Here is an 18,907-nt window from a genome sequence, read left to right on the forward strand (position 1 = left end):
GAGAATAAAATTTTCAAGCCATAGTTTCAGAATTTTAGAAAAAAGCTTATTTAATGCAGTTTGCCGTAAATGAGCTAAAAGCAGTTTTGCGTCAGGTTCAACTCTTAGTGCCAGTTGACGGACTGTAAGTGAGGAGATTTACAGGTGCTGCTTTTTCACAGTTCATACTGATGTCCTTTTCGCTTTTTGCCCATAAGAGGACTTTCCAGCCAGAACATTGTTGTGTCTTCTAAAGCCTCCACAATTTCATGAAAGTCGCCCATCTTTGTCCAGAGCATGTCACCTTTTTCGAGTATGTATTCCCTGTCTTCTGAAATTACTTTCAATTTTCCTTCAAGCACAAAGTAGTACTCATCGCAGTCGTGTGTATGTCTCTCTACAATGTTTTTCTGTCCTTTTTTATAATAAGCAATTCCCCACGAGGAAAATCCCGGGTCACCAAACAATGATGGCTGACTGCTCATATTTCGCTTTGGCATTTTCTCACCCCAAAAAATTCATTTTTACTCTCTGATGTGTTATATTAAATTCCAACCGGTAATCATTGCAATAAGTAAACATTCTAAAAATCCTTCGCTTAAAATTTCCACATATAAAATTTTACAAAGTCTGCATCTGATTTGCAAGTTTTTTATTTTCAACTTGCAAAAAGTGAAAAAATTATCTCAAATTATTATTGAAGATTTTAAAAATTGCTGCTATAATTAAACTTAACCCTATTGTATACATGTATTAATATTGTTTTTTGCATGCAAGAATTTAACAGAATTTTGTAAAAACTATGATACAGATAAAAATTACAATTAATATACAGGAGGTATAAAAATTGCTAAGAGAAGGGCAAGTCAGGATTCCGTCGGGTTGTGCTATATCCGGGTTTATTAACAAAAAAGGTGTGAGGATTTCGGGCACAGATATCATAAATTCCATTGCCATTATGAAAGAAAGAGGTAATGGGCTTGGCGGTGGGTTTGCAGCATATGGAATCTATCCTGACAGAAAAGACTGGTACGCTTTTCACCTGTTCTTTGATGACATAAAGGCAAAAGAGGATACAGAGCATTTTCTGAACCAGAACTTTGAGGTTTTGGAAGGTGAAGTGATTCCAACAAGAAAGGTTTCAAGCATTCAAAACGCTCCGATTGTGTGGCGATACTTTGTAAAGCCTCTTGAGAAAAGGTTGAGAGATACCGAAAAGACAGAAGAGGACTTTGTTGTTGACAGTGTCATGTTCATAAACAGTCAAATTGAGGGTGCATATGTATTTTCAAGCGGCAAGAACATGGGAGCATTCAAAGGGGTTGGATATCCTGAAGATATAGGAGAGTTTTTCAGGATTGATGAATACAAGGCATATATCTGGACAGCACATTCAAGATTTCCAACAAACACACCTGGCTGGTGGGGCGGTGCACACCCGTTTACACTGCTTGACTGGTCAATTGTCCACAACGGTGAGATTTCATCATATGGGACAAATTATAGATACTTAGAGATGTTTGGATACAGATGCACACTCAGAACAGACACAGAGGTCATGGCGTACCTTTTTGACCTGCTTTTAAGAAAGCACAAACTTCCTGTGGAGATTGCAGCAAAAGCACTGGCAGCACCGTTCTGGAGTGTGATAGACAGGCAAAGCGAAGAGGAAAGAGAAAAACTGAGAGCAATTAGAGCTGTGTATCAATCATGTCTTGTAAACGGACCATTCTCTATCATTTTGGGATTTTCAAATGGAATATTGGCATTGAATGATAGGATAAAACTAAGACCACTTGTTGCAGCACAAAAAGGCGACTTTGTTTATGTTGCGTCAGAAGAGTCGGCTATCAGGGAGATTTGCAAAGACCTTGATAGGGTCTGGATGCCAAAGGGTGGCGAAGCTGTTTATGTTACTCTTGACGAAGGGGTGATAGTATGATTTCGCTGTATGAAAACGAGTTTGAGGTTGTAAGGGATGAGCTAAAGTGCATTCGTTGTAAAGTGTGTGTAAGACAGTGCGCAAACGAAGTTCACGAATATGATGAAGAGGAAGACAGGGTTGTTGCAGATTCTTCAAAGTGTGTTGCATGCCACAGATGTGTTGTTATGTGCCCGACAAAAGCTCTTACAATCAAAAAGACAGAAAATGCATTCAAAGAGAATGCTAACTGGACACCTTCATATATAAATGAGATATACAAACAGGCAGAGACAGGTGGAATACTTTTGACCGGTATGGGCAATGACAAGCCAATACCAATTTACTGGGATAGGCTCCTGATAAACGCATCCCAGGTTACAAATCCATCAATTGACCCGCTGAGAGAACCTATGGAGCTCAAAACCTTCATTGGTAGAAAGCCTGATAAACTTGAGTTCGATGAAAACGGCAACCTTAAAACAAAGCTTCCACCACAGCTTGAATTGGAAGTACCTATTATGTTTTCTGCGATGTCATTTGGTTCAATATCGCTCAATGCGTGCGAGTCTCTGGCAGCGGCAGCGGTTGATGTGGGAACATACTGGAATACAGGTGAAGGTGGACTTCATCAAAAGCTTTACAAATACAAAGAAAGAGCAATAGTTCAGTGCGCATCGGGAAGATTTGGTGTTGATGTTGATTATCTGAACGCAGGTGCAGCAATTGAGATAAAGATAGGTCAGGGTGCAAAGCCGGGAATTGGCGGACACCTTCCCGGTGAGAAGGTTGGTGAAGAGGTATCAAGAACGAGAATGATTCCAGTTGGCTCTGACGCAATCTCACCGGCACCGCACCATGATATTTATTCAATTGAAGACTTAAGACAGCTTATCTTCGCACTGAAAGAAGCCACAAACTACACAAAACCGGTTGGTGTCAAGATTGCAGCTGTGCACAACGTTGCAGCCATTGCATCTGGGATTGCAAGGGCAGGGGCTGACTTTATCACAATAGACGGTGTAAGGGGCGGAACAGGAGCAGCACCACTTAGAATAAGAGACAATGTTGGTATACCCATTGAGCTGGCACTGGCAGCGGTTGACTCAAGACTTCGAGAAGAAGGGATCAGAAATCAGGTTTCAATAATTGTTGCAGGTTCAATCAGAAACAGCGCGGATGTTGTAAAGGCTATTGCACTTGGTGCTGATGCAGTTTATATTGGAACAGCAGCGCTGATTTCCTTAGGGTGCCATGTTTGCCAGAAGTGCCACACCGGAAAGTGCAACTGGGGTATTGCAACACAGGACCCTGTTCTGGTAAAAAGGCTAAATCCAGAAATTGGGGCTAAAAGAGCTGCAAATCTGCTCCGTGCATGGTCACATGAGATAAAAGAGATGCTGGGATTGATGGGAATAAATGCTCTGGAGAGCTTGAGAGGAAATAGACTTATGCTTCGAGCAGTTGGGCTTACAGAAAAAGAGATGGAGATTCTTGGTGTAAAGCATGCAGGAGAGGGGGTCTAAAAAGGTGGCAAAGAAGATATTTCCAAAAGAAGAGGTGTGTGTGGGCTGCCATTTGTGCGAGGTCTACTGTGTGTATGCCCATTCTAAATACAAAAAGCCAACTGTGAAGGCCCATGAGCTTGTAAAACTTTACAACAAGTACAAAGATTCAAAACCAACTCCAAGGATTTTGGTTGAAGAAAAAAGTGGTGAGTGGACAACATTTGCACTGCAATGCAGACATTGCGACGATGCCCCCTGTACAAAAGCTTGTATCACAGGTGCTATGAAAAAGCTTGAAGACGGAAGAGTCATCTGCGATGAGGAAAAGTGTGTCGGGTGCTGGTCATGTATAATGGCATGTCCGCACGGGGCAGTAAGGCGTGGGGAGAACAAAAAAGCAGCATCTAAATGTGATTTGTGCTTAGAACTTGGGGAGCCTGCGTGCGTCAAGAACTGCCCGAACGAGGCACTTGTAATCAAAGAGGTGTGAAAAAGGGGGAAATGAAGCAAGATGAGATATGTTATAATAGGAAACTCTGTTGCGGCCTGTGGCTGTATTGAGGCGATAAGAAAAGTAGATCTCCAAAACCCTATTGTTGTAATCTCAGATGAAAAGTACAGGGTGTATTCAAGACCGCTTATTTCATACTATCTTGGTGGAAAAGTTGACGAGAACAAGATGTATATAAGGGATGAGGATTATTACGAAAAGAACAAGGTAGAAGCAATCCTTGGCAAAAGAGCTGTCTCAGTTGACTTCAAAAACAAAGAGGTTGTGCTTGATGATGGAAGTAAAGTAAAATACGATAAGCTCCTTATTGCAACAGGTGGGAAGCCTTTCGTGCCACCTACAAAAGGATTTGAACTAAAAAATGTCTTTACATTTATCAAGTTTGACGATGTAAAGGCCATAGATGTGGCTATCAAGAATGGTGCAAAAAAGGCAACAGTTATTGGTGCGGGACTTTCTGGTCTTAAAGCAGCAGAGGCGCTTATCAAAAGGGGCTTAGAGGTTACAGTTGTTGAGCTTGCAAACAGGATTTTGGGCTCTATCTTGGATTTAGAGGCATCAAAGATAGTTCAGGATGAACTGGAAAAACACGGGATTGTTTTTAAGCTTGAAACATCTGTTGATGAGATAATTGGGGATGGCAAGGTTGAAAAAGTAAAGCTGAAAAATGGTGAGGTTTTAGATACCGACATAGTTGTGTTTGCCATAGGTGTTGTTCCAAACATTGACTTTTTGAAAGGGACAGAGCTCAAAATCAACCGTGGAATTGTTGTAGATGATCATATGAGGACAAACATTGAAGATGTATATGCAGCAGGTGACTGCGCAGAGGGGTATGACTGCGTCTATCAGCAGCAAAGAGTAATTCCTATTTGGCCAAATGCGTACAATCAGGGCGAGACTGCAGGTTATAATATGGCAGGAGTTGAAAAGACATTTGACAGAGGCTTTCCAATGAACTCTATAGGATTTTTTGATGTGCATATGATAACAGCAGGAATTGTTATGCCAAACTCAGATGATATAGAGGTTCTTGTAAAGCATGATAAGGAAAAAAATAGCTATAGAAAGATTTACATCAAAAACGGTAGTGTTTTAGGATTTATGTTTATAAACTCAATTGACAGAGCTGGTATGATAACAAACATGATAAAAGAAGATTTGAATGTAGAAAGCATAAAGCACAGACTCCTTGACGATGACTTTGGATACTTAGATTTGCCAAAAGAGCTGAGGCAAGAAAAGATTTTAGGGGGTGCAAAAGCTTAAAATGGCAGATAAGCAAAAGCTTACTATAGATGCGAAGGGAGTACACTACAAAGAACTAAATGAGATGATTGAAAATGCCCTAAATGAGGGGTATAAAGAGATAGATTTGATAAACGTAAACGGGCAGCGCTATATAGGTGATGGGTTGACTTTCCCAGACAGAAAACTTAACATCTATGGCACCCCTGGCAATGATATGGCTGCATTCATGAACGGGCTTACAATAGAGGTTTTTGCAAACGGTCAAGATGGTATTGGAAATACCATGAACGCAGGCAAAATCATAGTCCATGGCTCAGCAGGGGATATTATAGGCTATGGTATGCGCGGTGGCGAGATTTTTATAAAAGGGGATGTTGGCTACAGGGTTGGTATTCATATGAAAGAATACCAAGATAAGATTCCTGTATTAGTTGTTGGTGGTAAGGCAGGAGATTTCTTAGGGGAGTACATGGCAGGAGGAAGAATTATTGTACTTGGTCTTACTTTAAAGGAAGATGAGGAGATAACAGGGCTTTATTGTGGAACTGGTATGCACGGTGGAATTATGTATTTAAGAGGTCAACTTCAACCATATCAGCTGGGAAAAGAAGTGAAAATAGTTGATATGGAAGAAGAGGATTATAAGTTTATAGACAAATACGTAACAGAGTTTGTAAAATACTTTGGCTACAGCAAAGAGTTTATAATGTCAAAGCCGTTTTATAAGCTAATTCCATACAACAAGCGTCCTTACGGCAAGTTGTATGCTTATTAATAAAAAAATTTTTTAGGTGGCCAGTGGTAATTTTGTTTTTGCCATTGGCCGATTTATATTATTTTTCTCAAAATAGGGGGTTTTGCTTTTGGATATTGAAAAGATTTTATTTGAAATGATAAAATACTTTAAAGCGGACGTGCGAAGAATAAACCATGCAATAAAGGTATTATCATTTGCAAGGCTGATTGGCAAAATGGAAGGGTTAGATGAAAGTAAGCAGCAGATTTTAGAAATAGCAGCTGTGTTGCATGACATTGGCATAAAGGTTTGTGAACAGAAATATGGTTCTACTGCTGGGCATTTTCAAGAAATAGAAGGTCCAGAGGTTGCAAAAGGTATTTTAGATGGCTTTGATATAGACCAAAAGACATTAGAAAGGGTTCTTTTTTTAATTGGAAATCATCATTCATACCACAAGATAGATGACATAGACTTTCAGATTTTGATTGAGGCTGATTTTATTGTAAATATCTACGAAGATGGGATATCAAAAGATGCTATAAAGGTAATCAAGGAAAAATACTTTAAGACAAAAACAGGCACAGCGCTTCTTGAAACTATGTTTGAGGTGTAAGGAAAAGCCTTAAAGTAGTAAGTTTGGTAGCACGGTCAACAGCTAAAAAAGTGCGTGTTGGCCTTTTTCCCATTTGCTAAGAGGGTATGTGGTTTGACAAAATAAACTAAAAAGGAACCCCATACCTAATTTAAGTCAAGAATTTTTTTGGAAAATTTTTAAAGACAAAGCATGGTAATTTTAAAAACACCAATTTTATTATTTTTCACTTTTCTTATTGAGATATTTTTGATAGAATCAGATAGACGTGGGCTTAATAAGATCATTTCCAATCCAATTTTAGAGAAGTAGTGGAAGGGGATTTTGTGGTAATGCCCTGCTGAATTGTATTACAACTACAAGGGCTGCTGCAAAATCCTTTTTAACTTTTTCAAGCATATCAACAGCTTTTTTAAATCTAAAAAACTTTGATATTTAATTTGCACTCGAGCAATTATCTGTCAATAAGATGAGATGATAACCGTTTCGCTGAAGTTTTTAGCAATGGCAAAACCTGCGATAGGTCTTTCGGTCATTTGTGTTATGCCATTCTTCTTAGGTTGCTAAATTACCATTTTACAATTAGATTTAGTTAGAAGTACTCCATTCTATCCAGAGGTAAGCAAATAACCTTACTCAAAAATAGCCAATGATATAACGAAGTTGGTTCTTTATACAAGCCATTGACACAAAATTCTTTAGAGCGTAAAATATATAGCATGCAAAATATTCTTATACGAAATATTTTAAAACTAAATGTTGAAAGAGGCGCGAAGATGGATGATATAAGCAAAGGGCTTAAGATAATTGAGCTTGTAAAGGAAATAATGAAGATAACAAAGAAAATAGCGAGGCACCAGTTTGACCAATTTGACATCACAGCACCTCAGGGGATGCTGTTGGGGCAGCTGATTCGCCATGGAAAGATGAAGGTGAGCGATTTGAGCAGAAAACTGGGGCTATCGAACAGCACTGTCTCAGGAATAATTGACAGGCTTGAAAAGCAGGGGATGGTTCAGAGAATAAGGAGTCAAGAAGACAGAAGAGTTGTGTATGTTGATGTCACACCAAAGTTCAAAGATGCTTTTGAGAAAAATTTTAAGGATATGGAGAAGAGGTTTGAAGAAATACTCAACAGGGCAGACGAAAAAGAGATAGATACAATATTAAATGGCCTTGAAACCTTAAAAAAGGTTTTAGATAGGTATGTGCACAAATAAACTTTGTTTACAGCAGCTATTTTAGCTAAAAATCCAAAAACTAAACAAAGAAGGTGAGCTATCTTGACAAAACTGGCAAAGTACTTAAAACCGTATGTCTTCCTGCTCTTTATGGCCATCTTTTTTGTAATTGTTCAGGCAATGAGTGATTTGTCCTTGCCAGACTATATGTCAGATATTGTCAACAAAGGTATCCAGCAAGGTGGTATAGTAAATGCAGTACCTGAAGCTATAAGAAAGACGCAGATGGATAAACTTTTGCTCTTTGTGTCAGATAAAGACAAGGAAAGAATTTTGAATGATTACAAACTAATTGATAGATCAAGTAGTGAGTATGAAAAGTATTTGAAGAAATACCCAATTTTATCCAAAGAAGCTGTATATGTATTGAAAAAAGTTGACAAAAAAGAAATAGATAAGCTAAATATACCCATGGCAAAAGCACTTTTGGCAGTGGCAGGGATTGAAAAGGCAAAAGCAAATGCAAAAAATGGCGTAATTGAATTTAATGGCAAACAAATACCAGCAAACATAGACATTTTCATGCTTTTGAGCCAGCTTCCAAATGATCAGCTTCTTAAAATCAGAGAAGAGTTAAACAAAAAGTTTTCCTCTTTAGGCGATAACATGGTGGTGCAGGCAGCAGCTGCTGTGATTAAAGATGAGTATAAAAAGATTGGAATTGACACAGGAGCTCTTCAGACAAGATATATACTACGCGTAGGGCTTTTGATGCTTCTGATTACTCTTTTGAGTGCGTTTTCTACTGTGATGGTTGCATTTTTTGGCTCAAAGGTTGCAGCTGGTGTTGCAAGAGACTTAAGGAAAGACCTTTTTACAAAAGTAGAGAGCTTTTCAATTGCTGAATTTGACAAGTTTTCAACAGCTTCTTTGATAACAAGAACAACAAACGACATTGCTCAGATACAGATGCTTCTTGTAATTATGATAAGATTGGTATTTTATGCGCCTGTGATGGGGGTTGGAGGAGTATTTAGAGCACTTAGCAAGAGCCATTCGATGTCGTGGATTATAGCTTTGGCAGTTATAATTCTTTTAGGGCTTATAGCTGTGCTTTACAAAGTTGCAATGCCAAAGTTTTTGCTTATGCAAAAGTTGATTGACAGGCTAAATTTGGTTGCTCGCGAGAACTTATCTGGCATTATGGTGGTCAGAGCTTTTAATAGCGAAAAGTTTGAAGAGGAGAGATTTGACAGGGCAAATCAGGACCTTACCAAAGTAGGCCTTTTCGTAAATAGAAGCATGGCAGTTATGTTCCCTACTATGATGCTTGTTTTGAACGGAGTTACTCTTTTGATTGTATGGGTAGGGGCTCACCAGATTCAAAACTCAAGTATGCAAGTTGGAGACATGCTTGCGTTCATGCAGTACGCTATACAGATTATATTTGCTTTTTTGATGCTATCTGCCCTGTTTATTATGATACCAAGAGCTTCTGTATCTGTACAGCGTATTGCTGAGGTGCTATCAACAGAGCCTTCTGTAAAAGACCCTGAAAATCCGAAAAGCTTTGATGAAAGCAAAAAAGGCATGATTGAGTTTAGAAATGTTTCTTTCAAATATCCCGGTGCAGAGGAGTATGTTTTAAAGAACATTAGCTTTACAATTTTACCCGGCCAAACAGTTGGTATCATTGGAAGAACGGGCTCAGGAAAAAGTACACTTGTAAATTTAATTTTGAGATTTTATGATGCAACAGAAGGTCAGGTCTTAGTTGATGGAGTAGATGTAAGAGAAGTTAGGCAAGAAGACTTGAGAAAGAGAATAGGATATGTTCCGCAAAAGAGCTGGCTTTTTAGTGGAACTATAAAATCTAATCTCAAATACGGCAGGGATGACGCAACAGACCAAGAGATTGTAGAGGCAGCAGAGATTGCACAGGCGCTTGAGTTTATCAATGAAAAGCCCAACAAGTTTGATACTGAAATTGCTCAAGGTGGGACAAATGTCTCAGGTGGACAGAAACAAAGACTTTCTATTGCAAGAGCTCTTGTTAAAAAACCTGAGATTTACATCTTTGATGAGAGCTTTTCAGCCCTTGACTTTAGAACAGAACTTGCTTTGAGAAGAAAACTCAGAGAAAAGCTAAAAGACAGTACAGTTATTATGGTTTCGCAAAGGGTTGCAACAATGATGTATGCTGACCAGATAATAGTGTTAGATGATGGTGAGCTTGTTGGCATAGGAAAGCACGAAGAACTTTTAAAAACTTGTCCAACTTACAGAGAAATAGCACTATCACAGCTGCCAGAGGAGGAATTGTTAGCATGAGTGGAGGCAGAGAAACACAACAAAGAAGTGTGCATGGGATAAGACCTCGAAGGGGTATGGGCCATGGACCGCGTGGTTTTGTCCCCGGTGAGAAAGCAAAAGATTTTAAGGGGACTATGAAAAAACTTATAAGGTATTTGTCTACCTATAAGATTTCTCTCATAACTGTGCTGGTTTTGGCAATTTTGAGTACCTCATTTTCGATTGCAGGACCCAAGATTTTGTCAAAGGCAATTACAAAGATCTTTGAAGGTATAATGAACAGAATAACCGGGCAGGGCAGCGGCATAGATTTTGAATATATTGGAAAGATTTTAATTATCCTACTTGTACTGTACGGGCTCAGCAGCATTTTTGGGTATTTACAAGGATGGATAATGTCTGGTGTGTCGATGAAAATCACATATAGATTTAGAAAAGAAATTTCAGAGAAGATAAATAGACTCCCTTTGAAGTATTTCGAAAGCACCAACCAAGGCGAGATTTTATCGAGGATTACAAATGACGTTGATACAATTACACAAACACTTAATCAGAGCATGACACAGATAATTACCTCTGTGACAATGGTCCTTGGTGTGCTTGTGATGATGATCAGTATTAACTGGCTAATGACCTTGGTTGCACTTTTGATCATACCTGCATCTTCAATTATCATTGCCTTTATTATCAAATACTCTCAGAAATATTTTAGACAGCAGCAAGATTATTTAGGACATTTAAATGGGCATATAGAGGAAATGTATGGTGGGCATCATATTGTCAAGGCGTTTAATGGCGAGAAAAAGAGTATTGAAAAGTTTGATAGCCTTAACAATACATTGTACAATGCTGCTTGGAAGTCGCAGTTTTTGACAGGTGTAATGATGCCGCTTATGAACGTCATAGGCAATTTAGGATATGTAGTGGTAACCATTTTGGGCAGCTGGCTTGTTATAAAAAATGCAATTGAGATTGGAGATATTCAGGCATTTATACAGTACATCAGGTCATTTACACAGCCGATTGCCCAGATTGCAAATATCTCAAACATTTTGCAGCAGACTGCTGCGTGTGCTGAGAGAGTGTTTGAGTTTTTAGAAGAAGAGGAAGAAGTGCCAGATACGCCAAAACAGATTGATCTTGAGGATATAAAAGGTGAAATTGAGTTTAGGAACGTCAGGTTTGGCTACAGACCAGACAAGATTGTTATAAACAATTTCTCTGCAAAGATAAAAGCAGGGCAAAAGGTGGCAATTGTTGGACCAACTGGTGCTGGCAAGACTACCATTGTAAAGCTTCTTATGCGGTTTTACGATGTAAATGATGGTGCAATTTTGATTGACGGACATGATATAAGAGAATTTTCGCGAAAAGACCTGCGATCTTTATTTGGTATGGTTTTGCAAGACACATGGCTTTACAATGGAACTATTAAAGAGAATATAAAATACGGAAAGCCAGATAGCACAGACGAAGAAGTGATAAGAGCAGCAAAGCTTGCCCACATTGACCACTTTATAAGGACACTCCCACAAGGGTACGACACAGTGTTAAATGAGGAGACTACGAATATATCTCAAGGTCAAAAACAGCTTTTGACAATTGCACGTGCTATCTTGAAAAATCCAAAAATTCTTATACTTGACGAAGCAACAAGCTCTGTTGACACACTCACAGAAATCCAGATACAAAAGGCCATGGACAATTTAATGAAAGGAAGAACATCCTTTATAATAGCGCACAGGCTCTCTACAATAAGAGATGCTGATTTGATACTTGTCATGGACCATGGCGACATAGTAGAACAAGGTACACACCAGGAGCTTCTCAAAAAAGGCGGATTTTACGCAAAACTTTACTATAGCCAATTTGAAAAAGAAGAGATGGCAAGTTAACAAACAAAAGATGCCTAAACAAAAGTCCTGGGGGCAGATCCCAGGACTTTTTTCTTGATTAGACACTTTTTGCCTTCAACTATTTAGAGCTTTTTTGTATAAATTTGGTGTAACTCCAAATTTGTTTTTAAATTCTTTAATAAAATGAGAAATATTTTCATATCCTATGTCATAACATACATCGGTAACATTTTCAAATTTCAATAACTCTTTTGCTTTATTAAGTTTTAAATCTTTGATGTATTCTTTTGGAGACTTCCCTGTGAACTTTTTAAAATACCTGGTAAATTCATATTCTTTCATATTAAATTCTTTTGCAATATCTGAGATCTTTAATCTGCGCAAATAATTGTTATTTATATAATCCAAGATATGATATATTTCTGAATTTTTATCGTTTATTATCTTCTCAGCACCTCTGTATTTGAAGATATCATATACAAACTCTTGAGTATATAAATCAAGGAGAAACTCTCTGTTGACCTTTCTGCTGAAGAATGTATCAACAATCTTTTTGTATGTCTGTGTCAAATCTGGGCTATACTTCCCTACAAAAAATATGTTATTGACATTGCCAAGTTCATAAGGTTCAAACTCTATTTTTAGCTTGCTCAAAACGTGGTTTATTAAATAGCTGTCTATTTCTATAACCAATGCTTTAGTTTTTTCTTCAATTTCTAATTTAACTCTTGAATAAGGCGGCAATATTACAAAACTGTTACTATCATACTTGAATTTTTCAGACTCATTTATTTCCACATATTTATCTCCTTGTAGAATACTGCAAAATCTCAGATAGTTTTTTGATGAATAACTTGCTCTTATATAATTATCGAAATCATAGTAAAATACTCTAACATGTTCTGACTCCAAAACAGATGTTGGTGTTAAGTCACTTACCATCTCTGTACCCCCGGCAAAAATGAAATATTATTTGCAAAAAAGAATTAGAAGAAGAGAAAAAGTGCATGTTAAAATTATAACAACATTTGCAGCAGATGTGGAGGGGTAAATGTGAAAACATATAGATTTTACATGCCACCTATTAGCTTGATGGGAAGAGGATGTTTGAAAGATGTTGGGCAAGAAATCAAAGCTTTAGGTTATAAAAAAGCACTGATTGTAACAGATAAAGCATTAGTGAAAATTGGTTTGGTTAAAAAAGTTACTGATATGTTAGATGAAGCAAATATAAATTATGTAATATTTGATGAAACAAAACCCAATCCAACAGTAAAGAATGTTGAAGATGGTTTGAAAATGTTAAAAGATAATAATTGCGACTTTTTAATATCAATTGGAGGCGGTTCACCACATGATTGTGCCAAAGGTATAGGACTTGTTGCAACTAACGGAGGTTCAATAAAGGACTATGAAGGGGTAAACAAATCACAAAAACCGATGCTTCCTCTTGTTGCTATCAATACAACTGCAGGAACAGGCAGTGAAGTGACAAGGTTTGCAATTATCACTGATGAGGATAGACATGTAAAGATGGCAATAGTTGACTGGCATGTGACACCGCTAATTGCTGTAAATGACCCAGAGCTTATGATTGAAATGCCAAAGTCGCTGACTGCTGCAACTGGAATGGATGCGTTAACGCATGCAATCGAAGCGTATCTATCCACAGATGCAACACCGGTTACAGATGCTTCAGCCTTGATGGCAATTGAATTGATTTTCAAATATCTGAAGAAAGCTGTTGAAAATGGCAATGATATTGAAGCAAGCGAAAAAATGCCTATGCTGAGTATTTGGCAGGAGTTGCATTTAACAATGCGGGTTTGGGCTATGTTCATGCAATGGCACATCAATTAGGAGGATTTTATGATTTGCCACATGGAGTGTGCAATGCAGTATTATTACCACATGTTTTGGCATACAACTTAAAGGTAGTTCCACATAGATTTATTGACATTGCAAAAGCAATGGGGATTGATGTGCAAGGAGCTTCGGCTGAGAAAGCCGGTGAAATGGTAATTGAGAGCATTAAGGCTTTGTCAAAAGAAATAGGTATACCGTCAGGTTTGAAGGAATTGGGTGTAAAAGATGAAGATATAAGGATTTTAGCTGAAAATGCTTTAAAAGATGCTTGTGGTTTGACAAATCCAAGGCAAGCTACTGTAGAAGAGATAATGGAAATTTATAAATCGGCATTTTAAAAAATTTTACCAAAACTAAGAGGCTCTCTCAAAATAGTAATTTTCAATGGCCAAAATCAAGCATTTGATAGTATTAAATGGCAATATTAAGCTATGCAGTAAAAAACAAGAGGGTTGGCTGACAATTTTGCCCCAACCCTCTATTATTATCTTCGCTAACCTTTCTATGTTATAGGCAATACAAACCAAACTCTACTTTAGCTTCACACCCTTCAAGCCACTGAGCAGGAAACTCCTAAATCCCTTATTATTCTTTATTATCCCAAATACTGTCTCAACTTCTATCTTCCTTCTGCTGTAAATCTCTTTGCCCACTTCGCTCAAAAGTCTTTCTCTTACTTCATTCTTTAACTTCTCCAATCTTGGCCTTATCCTAAATCTCTTCTTCCATCTCTTGCCTCTGTAACATTTATCTCTGTACTCACATCCATTGCATATATCCTCACATTGATATATCTTCTCCCAACTTACAAATCCCCTCTCATTTACATCTACCCTCGGATATAAGTATTTTACCTTCTTACCAGCAGGACAAATATATGCATCTTCAGAGGCAATATACTCCCAATTCCTGCTATTGAACTTGTCCTTCTTAAATTTCCTTGGCTGCTCTAAGTTAAATGTGTTATACTTAAATAGAACTATTGATGCCACGTTTTTTCAAATGAAGGTAGTTTCAATCAAGCCCATAGCCACTGTCTGCTACAATGTTCTTTGGCTTGTGAGCTGTTATCTTTTCCACAAGCTCAAGATGTTCTTTTAAACACATGTAGCCGTGGGGCTTTGGTGGATGCTAAAACCTATGACAAATCGGTTCTGTGTGCCGATTTGTACATTATACCCGGCTTTTAATTCCCGTTTTTCATACGGTCATCCTTCAGCCTCATAAACGTGGCATCATTGTCTGTTTTAGAAAAACTGTTCCTGCCATTTAAAATTGCCTCATTAATTTTCATACTTTTTGAGCCTGAAAACACAATCATTTTTCAATACCTTTACCAGCTTCTTTACTCTTTTTTCTTTTCTCTTGCTTTTAAACTCAGCCTACTCAAGTTTTTGGTTTATTTGCTCAATCTTTTCTTCTAACTGCTTGCTATCATAGTAAATTTCTAACTTTACACCCAAATCTCTCAATGCTTTGTCTTCCTTTTCATTTATTTTTTCAATCTCTTCAATTATGTTTTTCACTTTCTCTCTTAACTTCTTTTCGAAAGTTCTTGTACTTTTAGCCCAAACAAATGAATACTTGTTTGCATTAGCTTCAGGTTTTGTCCTATCAAGATAGTAATAATCGAAGTTTACATACCCTAACTGTACAAGAAGTTTAACCACCTGAGCAAAAATATTTTCAATTGTCTCTCCTAAAATTTCTTTTTTAAATCTGTTGATAGTTCTAAAATCAGGGACTTGATACTTTGAGAGCCACATAAAAGTAATATTTTCTTGTAAAGCCTGAGCTATTTTTCTTGATGAATAAATACCTTGTATGTAAAGCGTATATTAAAACTTTTAATAACATTAGTGGATGGTAACTACTTGTACCACCGCCTTTGTACCTTTCTATTATGGTGGATATATCTATGATTTTATCAATTACTCTGACCAGATGATTTTGAGGTATAAAAGCTTCTGGGTCGATAGGCGTCAAATTATGGGCTGTAATTTTTGAAGACAACTTTATCATGTTTACGAGCCAAGGGTTATCACCTCACATTATTATTTATGGTATATTACATCATAAATATATCGTATTGTAAAAATATCAAAATTAAAAGGAGCTGCCCAATTATCATTTTGGACAGCCCCTTATTTTTTTTAACTCTGGTTCATATAAAGTTAAGTTTGGACTTAAATCCTACGATAGTAGCAACTTTGTCTTATTCTAAACTCAAGAAAATCAAAGCAATTTTAAGCTATTTTAAGAAAAACGTAATTTTAGCTCAAAAATTGGCGAAATATCGTCTAAAAAAAGGAAAAAACGTGATTGACAGTGTGAAAAAGTATAAGATAAAATTTGCATAAAAATTCCAAGAAGAAGTTTACAGAAAATATAGTTTGCGCATAAGACACACTAAATAAGATAATAAAGAAACGATCACACTAAAAAATCAAGTGGGATGAAGAAATGAGAAGTAGATACTATTGTGTAAAGCAGCATGATATAACGGACTGTGCGGCAGCAAGTCTTGCGACAATTTGTTTGCAATATGGGAAAGAGGTATCAATAGCCAAAATAAGGGAAATAGCAGGGACAGACAGGTTTGGGACAACGGCATATGGAGTTGTAAAGGCGGCAAAGGAGCTTGGATTTGAAGCAAAAGCAGTTCGGGCAGAAACTAAAGAAGCAATATTTGAGAAAATACCACTTCAGTGCATAGCGCATGTGCTGGTAGATGGTAAGTTGTTTCATTATGTTGTAATACATGAAATTGGTAAAGAAAAGATAGTGATAGCAGACCCGGCGAAAGGGATTGTGAAGTTAAAGCCTGAGGAGTTTTTTGAGATATGGACAGGCATTTTGATACTTCTTGTACCAAATGAGAGGTTCAAGAAAGGAAAACAAGAAGGAGTTTTGAAAAAGTTTTTTAAGCTATTAAGTCCGCAGAAGGGCTTGATATTGAATATTTTTGCAGTATCTATTGTATATACCTTACTTGGGATAGGGGCAGCGTTTTATTACAAGTTTTTGATGGATGATGTAATACCAAATCTGTTGAAGAATACTCTTCATGTTATAGCAGCAGGTGCAATACTGATTACGATATTTAAGGTGATATTAGGAGCATTCAGGGTAAGGCTTTTGATACATTTGAGCCAAAGATTGGATATTAGATTAATGCTGGGGTATTATGAACATGTAATTAAGCTTCTGATGAGTTTTTTTGGTAGCAGAAAGATAGGAGAGATAATTTCGAGGTTTATGGATGCGTCAAAGATAAGGGATGCGGTATCAGGTGCAACGCTAACACTTATGATAGACAGCGCAATGGCGGTGGCAGGCGCAACTGTTTTGTATTTGCAAAATTCCACGCTGTTTTTCATAGCCTTTGTAATGGTTTTGTTATATGCAGCAGTAGTGCTTGGATTTAACAGGGCATTGAGGGAAGCGAACAGGCAGGAGATGGAAGACAATGCAATTTTGACGTCATATTTGGTAGAGTCACTGAATGGGATAGAGGTAGTAAAGGCATTTAATATAGAAGAGGATGTGAATTTTAAGACAGAGAGCAAGTTTGTAAAGCTTTTAAAGGATGTTTTCAAGGTAGCGAACCTAAACAATTTGCAAAGTAATATAAGCAGTGGAATAGCAGCGGTAGGTGTTATGGTAATACTGTGGGCAGGAGCACACAAAGTAATAAATGGGCAGATGAGCATAGGAGAGTTATTTACATTCAATGCACTGCTTGCATACTTTGTAGACCCGATAAAGAACTTGATAGGATTGCAGCCAATGCTGCAGACGGCGATAGTTGCAGCCGAAAGGCTTAGTGGAGACTTGTCAAGAATTTTGTGTTTCCAATTTATAACGCAAGTAGTAAAGTTGGGTTATATTATTGATGCATTTTTTAATAGTGGGAACTCCATTTTTCCATTTTGTGCATTGTAAGTTCTCTCGCTGCAAGTAAATATTAATTTCTAAGACTTCAACAGACTGAAAGTATCCACCTGAATTTTCTTCTAGCCTTCTCAATCATGCTGTTTACACATAAAGCGGCGTTTGTGGTAAGAATATGCTTCCTTAATTCTTCAGGGTATTTCATATGGGCAAGATAAAACTCTGCTTTTTCTGATATTGCAGCAATAAAATCGAGGATATTTTGAAAGATACTCGTTGCAAAGTTCTTTAAATTTAAATACTTATCAATCGAAATCAGAAGTTTAGAATTTTGATTTTGTCTAAACTCTTATTAAAAGTTGGAGCGTCTTCTTTTGTCATATGTTTTCTGATATTACGTTGTAGGTGGACAAAAGCAAACTTAAGATCAGCAAGAGGGTAAGCAAGTTTGACAGCATCTATAATACCAGGGAAGTCATCACTTATGACAATTAGAATCTCTTTTAGTCCTATTGTAATTAAGTCGTCAAATACTTTCATCCAATCAGCCTTGTTTTCTTTGCCGAAGAAAGAACAGAATACCAAAGATATTTTTTTACTTTTCTTGAGTCAATACCGAGGACAACATAACAAGTAACATATTTGCCCTTAGAATTATCCTTAACTTCACTTCTGAATAACCGTCGATGATTAAGAACAAAAGCACATGTAGAGAATTTTCTTTGTTTAAATAATTGAAGTTCATTTTTAAGGTCTTCTTTAATTTTTAGGATTTCGTTTTTGTAATCAAGAAGATTTAAATTTTTCAAAGTTTGAACAAGAGAATACTCAAGAGTACCCGTTGACGTACTCATGACATAAGAAGGTAAGTAGATGAACTATCAACTCTTTTGTAGCGGTCAGGGAGGATAGAAGGGCAAAAATTCAAAAGTAACGTGTGCGAGGGACAGAAATTTCAAGACTGCCTACAGGTGTTGCAAGTTTTACTTCAATAAAAACCATTGCCTTTGTCATTGTCATTTTTAGCAAGGGCTACTTATTTTTCGATAACAAAAGGCAATCGAGCAGGTTTTACTTTTAGCTGTTTTAAAGCTGGGCGGTTAGGCTCGTCGCAAGAAACAATACATATTTAATACTTGTTCTACAGCTATATTTTTAGCAGTTTCGTAAATTTCGTTTTTATTCATTTTCATGCCCCCTTGTATAATTATTTTCGTAAGACACATCAAAAAAATTCTAATAAAATAACAACCAAAGTTTCGGTTAACATAAGATTTTGAGTCTCATCCTTAAAAT

At 37.1% G+C, this 18,907-nt stretch carries 11 protein-coding genes and 4 pseudogenes; 11 read left to right on the top strand and 4 right to left on the bottom strand.

Translation table 11 applies throughout. The features are described 5' to 3' along the window. Positions 1–155: 155 nt before the first annotated feature. A complete protein-coding gene (locus tag OTK00_RS01460) occupies positions 156–479 on the bottom strand; it encodes a cupin domain-containing protein (protein ID WP_045168383.1) in 324 nt (107 codons plus the stop codon). A 347-nt stretch (positions 480–826) separates the two neighbouring features. Here OTK00_RS01460 and OTK00_RS01465 point away from each other — a divergent pair, with 347 nt between their 5' ends. The 9 genes from OTK00_RS01465 to OTK00_RS01505 all read left to right on the top strand — a co-directional run bounded on the left by OTK00_RS01465 (position 827) and on the right by OTK00_RS01505 (position 11,890). Next, the gene (locus tag OTK00_RS01465) at positions 827–1,921 is read left to right on the top strand and encodes a class II glutamine amidotransferase (protein ID WP_045168382.1); all 1,095 of its coding nucleotides are present in this window, start codon (positions 827–829) and stop codon (positions 1,919–1,921) included. Further along, a complete protein-coding gene (locus tag OTK00_RS01470; RefSeq protein WP_045168381.1) occupies positions 1,918–3,426 on the top strand; it encodes a glutamate synthase-related protein in 1,509 nt (502 codons plus the stop codon). The genes OTK00_RS01465 and OTK00_RS01470 overlap by 4 nt, the downstream gene beginning before the upstream one ends. A gap of 4 nt (positions 3,427–3,430) precedes the next feature. Beyond that, positions 3,431–3,898 carry a 4Fe-4S dicluster domain-containing protein gene (locus OTK00_RS01475; protein ID WP_082054572.1) on the top strand — a complete coding sequence of 156 codons (468 nt, stop codon included), beginning with the start codon at positions 3,431–3,433 and terminating at the stop codon, positions 3,896–3,898. A 21-nt stretch (positions 3,899–3,919) separates the two neighbouring features. Beyond that, positions 3,920–5,188: an NAD(P)/FAD-dependent oxidoreductase gene (locus OTK00_RS01480; RefSeq protein ID WP_045168379.1), complete on the top strand. Its 1,269-nt coding sequence runs from the start codon at positions 3,920–3,922 to the stop codon at positions 5,186–5,188. Position 5,189: 1 nt separating this feature from the next. Beyond that, positions 5,190–5,945, top strand: a complete 756-nt coding sequence (locus tag OTK00_RS01485; protein ID WP_011916129.1) for a GltB/FmdC/FwdC-like GXGXG domain-containing protein — start codon at positions 5,190–5,192, stop codon at positions 5,943–5,945. Between the two features lie 115 nt (positions 5,946–6,060). After that, entirely contained in the window at positions 6,061–6,522 is a 462-nt protein-coding gene (locus OTK00_RS01490) for an HD domain-containing protein (RefSeq protein ID WP_045170016.1), read from the top strand. A 755-nt stretch (positions 6,523–7,277) separates the two neighbouring features. Further along, positions 7,278–7,721: a MarR family winged helix-turn-helix transcriptional regulator gene (locus tag OTK00_RS01495; protein WP_011915996.1), complete on the top strand. Its 444-nt coding sequence runs from the start codon at positions 7,278–7,280 to the stop codon at positions 7,719–7,721. A gap of 63 nt (positions 7,722–7,784) precedes the next feature. Further along, the gene (locus OTK00_RS01500) at positions 7,785–10,013 is read left to right on the top strand and encodes an ABC transporter ATP-binding protein (RefSeq protein WP_045168378.1); all 2,229 of its coding nucleotides are present in this window, start codon (positions 7,785–7,787) and stop codon (positions 10,011–10,013) included. Next, positions 10,010–11,890 carry an ABC transporter ATP-binding protein gene (locus OTK00_RS01505; RefSeq protein ID WP_045168377.1) on the top strand — a complete coding sequence of 627 codons (1,881 nt, stop codon included), beginning with the start codon at positions 10,010–10,012 and terminating at the stop codon, positions 11,888–11,890. The genes OTK00_RS01500 and OTK00_RS01505 overlap by 4 nt, the downstream gene beginning before the upstream one ends. 75 nt (positions 11,891–11,965) lie before the next feature. Here OTK00_RS01505 and OTK00_RS01510 read toward each other — a convergent pair whose 3' ends face one another. Further along, positions 11,966–12,793: a helix-turn-helix domain-containing protein gene (locus OTK00_RS01510; RefSeq protein ID WP_011916134.1), complete on the bottom strand. Its 828-nt coding sequence runs from the start codon at positions 12,791–12,793 to the stop codon at positions 11,966–11,968. Between the two features lie 132 nt (positions 12,794–12,925). Between OTK00_RS01510 and OTK00_RS01515 the strand changes: the two are divergent. Beyond that, a pseudogene (locus tag OTK00_RS01515) lies at positions 12,926–14,055 on the top strand (iron-containing alcohol dehydrogenase). A gap of 15 nt (positions 14,056–14,070) precedes the next feature. Here the strand turns inward: OTK00_RS01515 and OTK00_RS01520 are convergent. After that, a pseudogene (locus tag OTK00_RS01520) lies at positions 14,071–15,752 on the bottom strand (IS1182 family transposase). 428 nt (positions 15,753–16,180) lie between these two features. Here OTK00_RS01520 and OTK00_RS01525 point away from each other — a divergent pair. Then, positions 16,181–17,545: pseudogene (locus OTK00_RS01525) on the top strand (peptidase domain-containing ABC transporter); the annotation flags it as partial. 9 nt (positions 17,546–17,554) lie between these two features. Here the strand turns inward: OTK00_RS01525 and OTK00_RS01530 are convergent. Continuing rightward, positions 17,555–18,798, bottom strand: a pseudogene (locus OTK00_RS01530) (transposase). Between the last annotated feature and the right edge of the window lie 109 nt (positions 18,799–18,907).

The organism is Caldicellulosiruptor morganii, from assembly GCF_026810225.1.
Taxonomy (GTDB): Bacteria; Bacillota; Thermoanaerobacteria; order Caldicellulosiruptorales; family Caldicellulosiruptoraceae; genus Caldicellulosiruptor; species Caldicellulosiruptor morganii.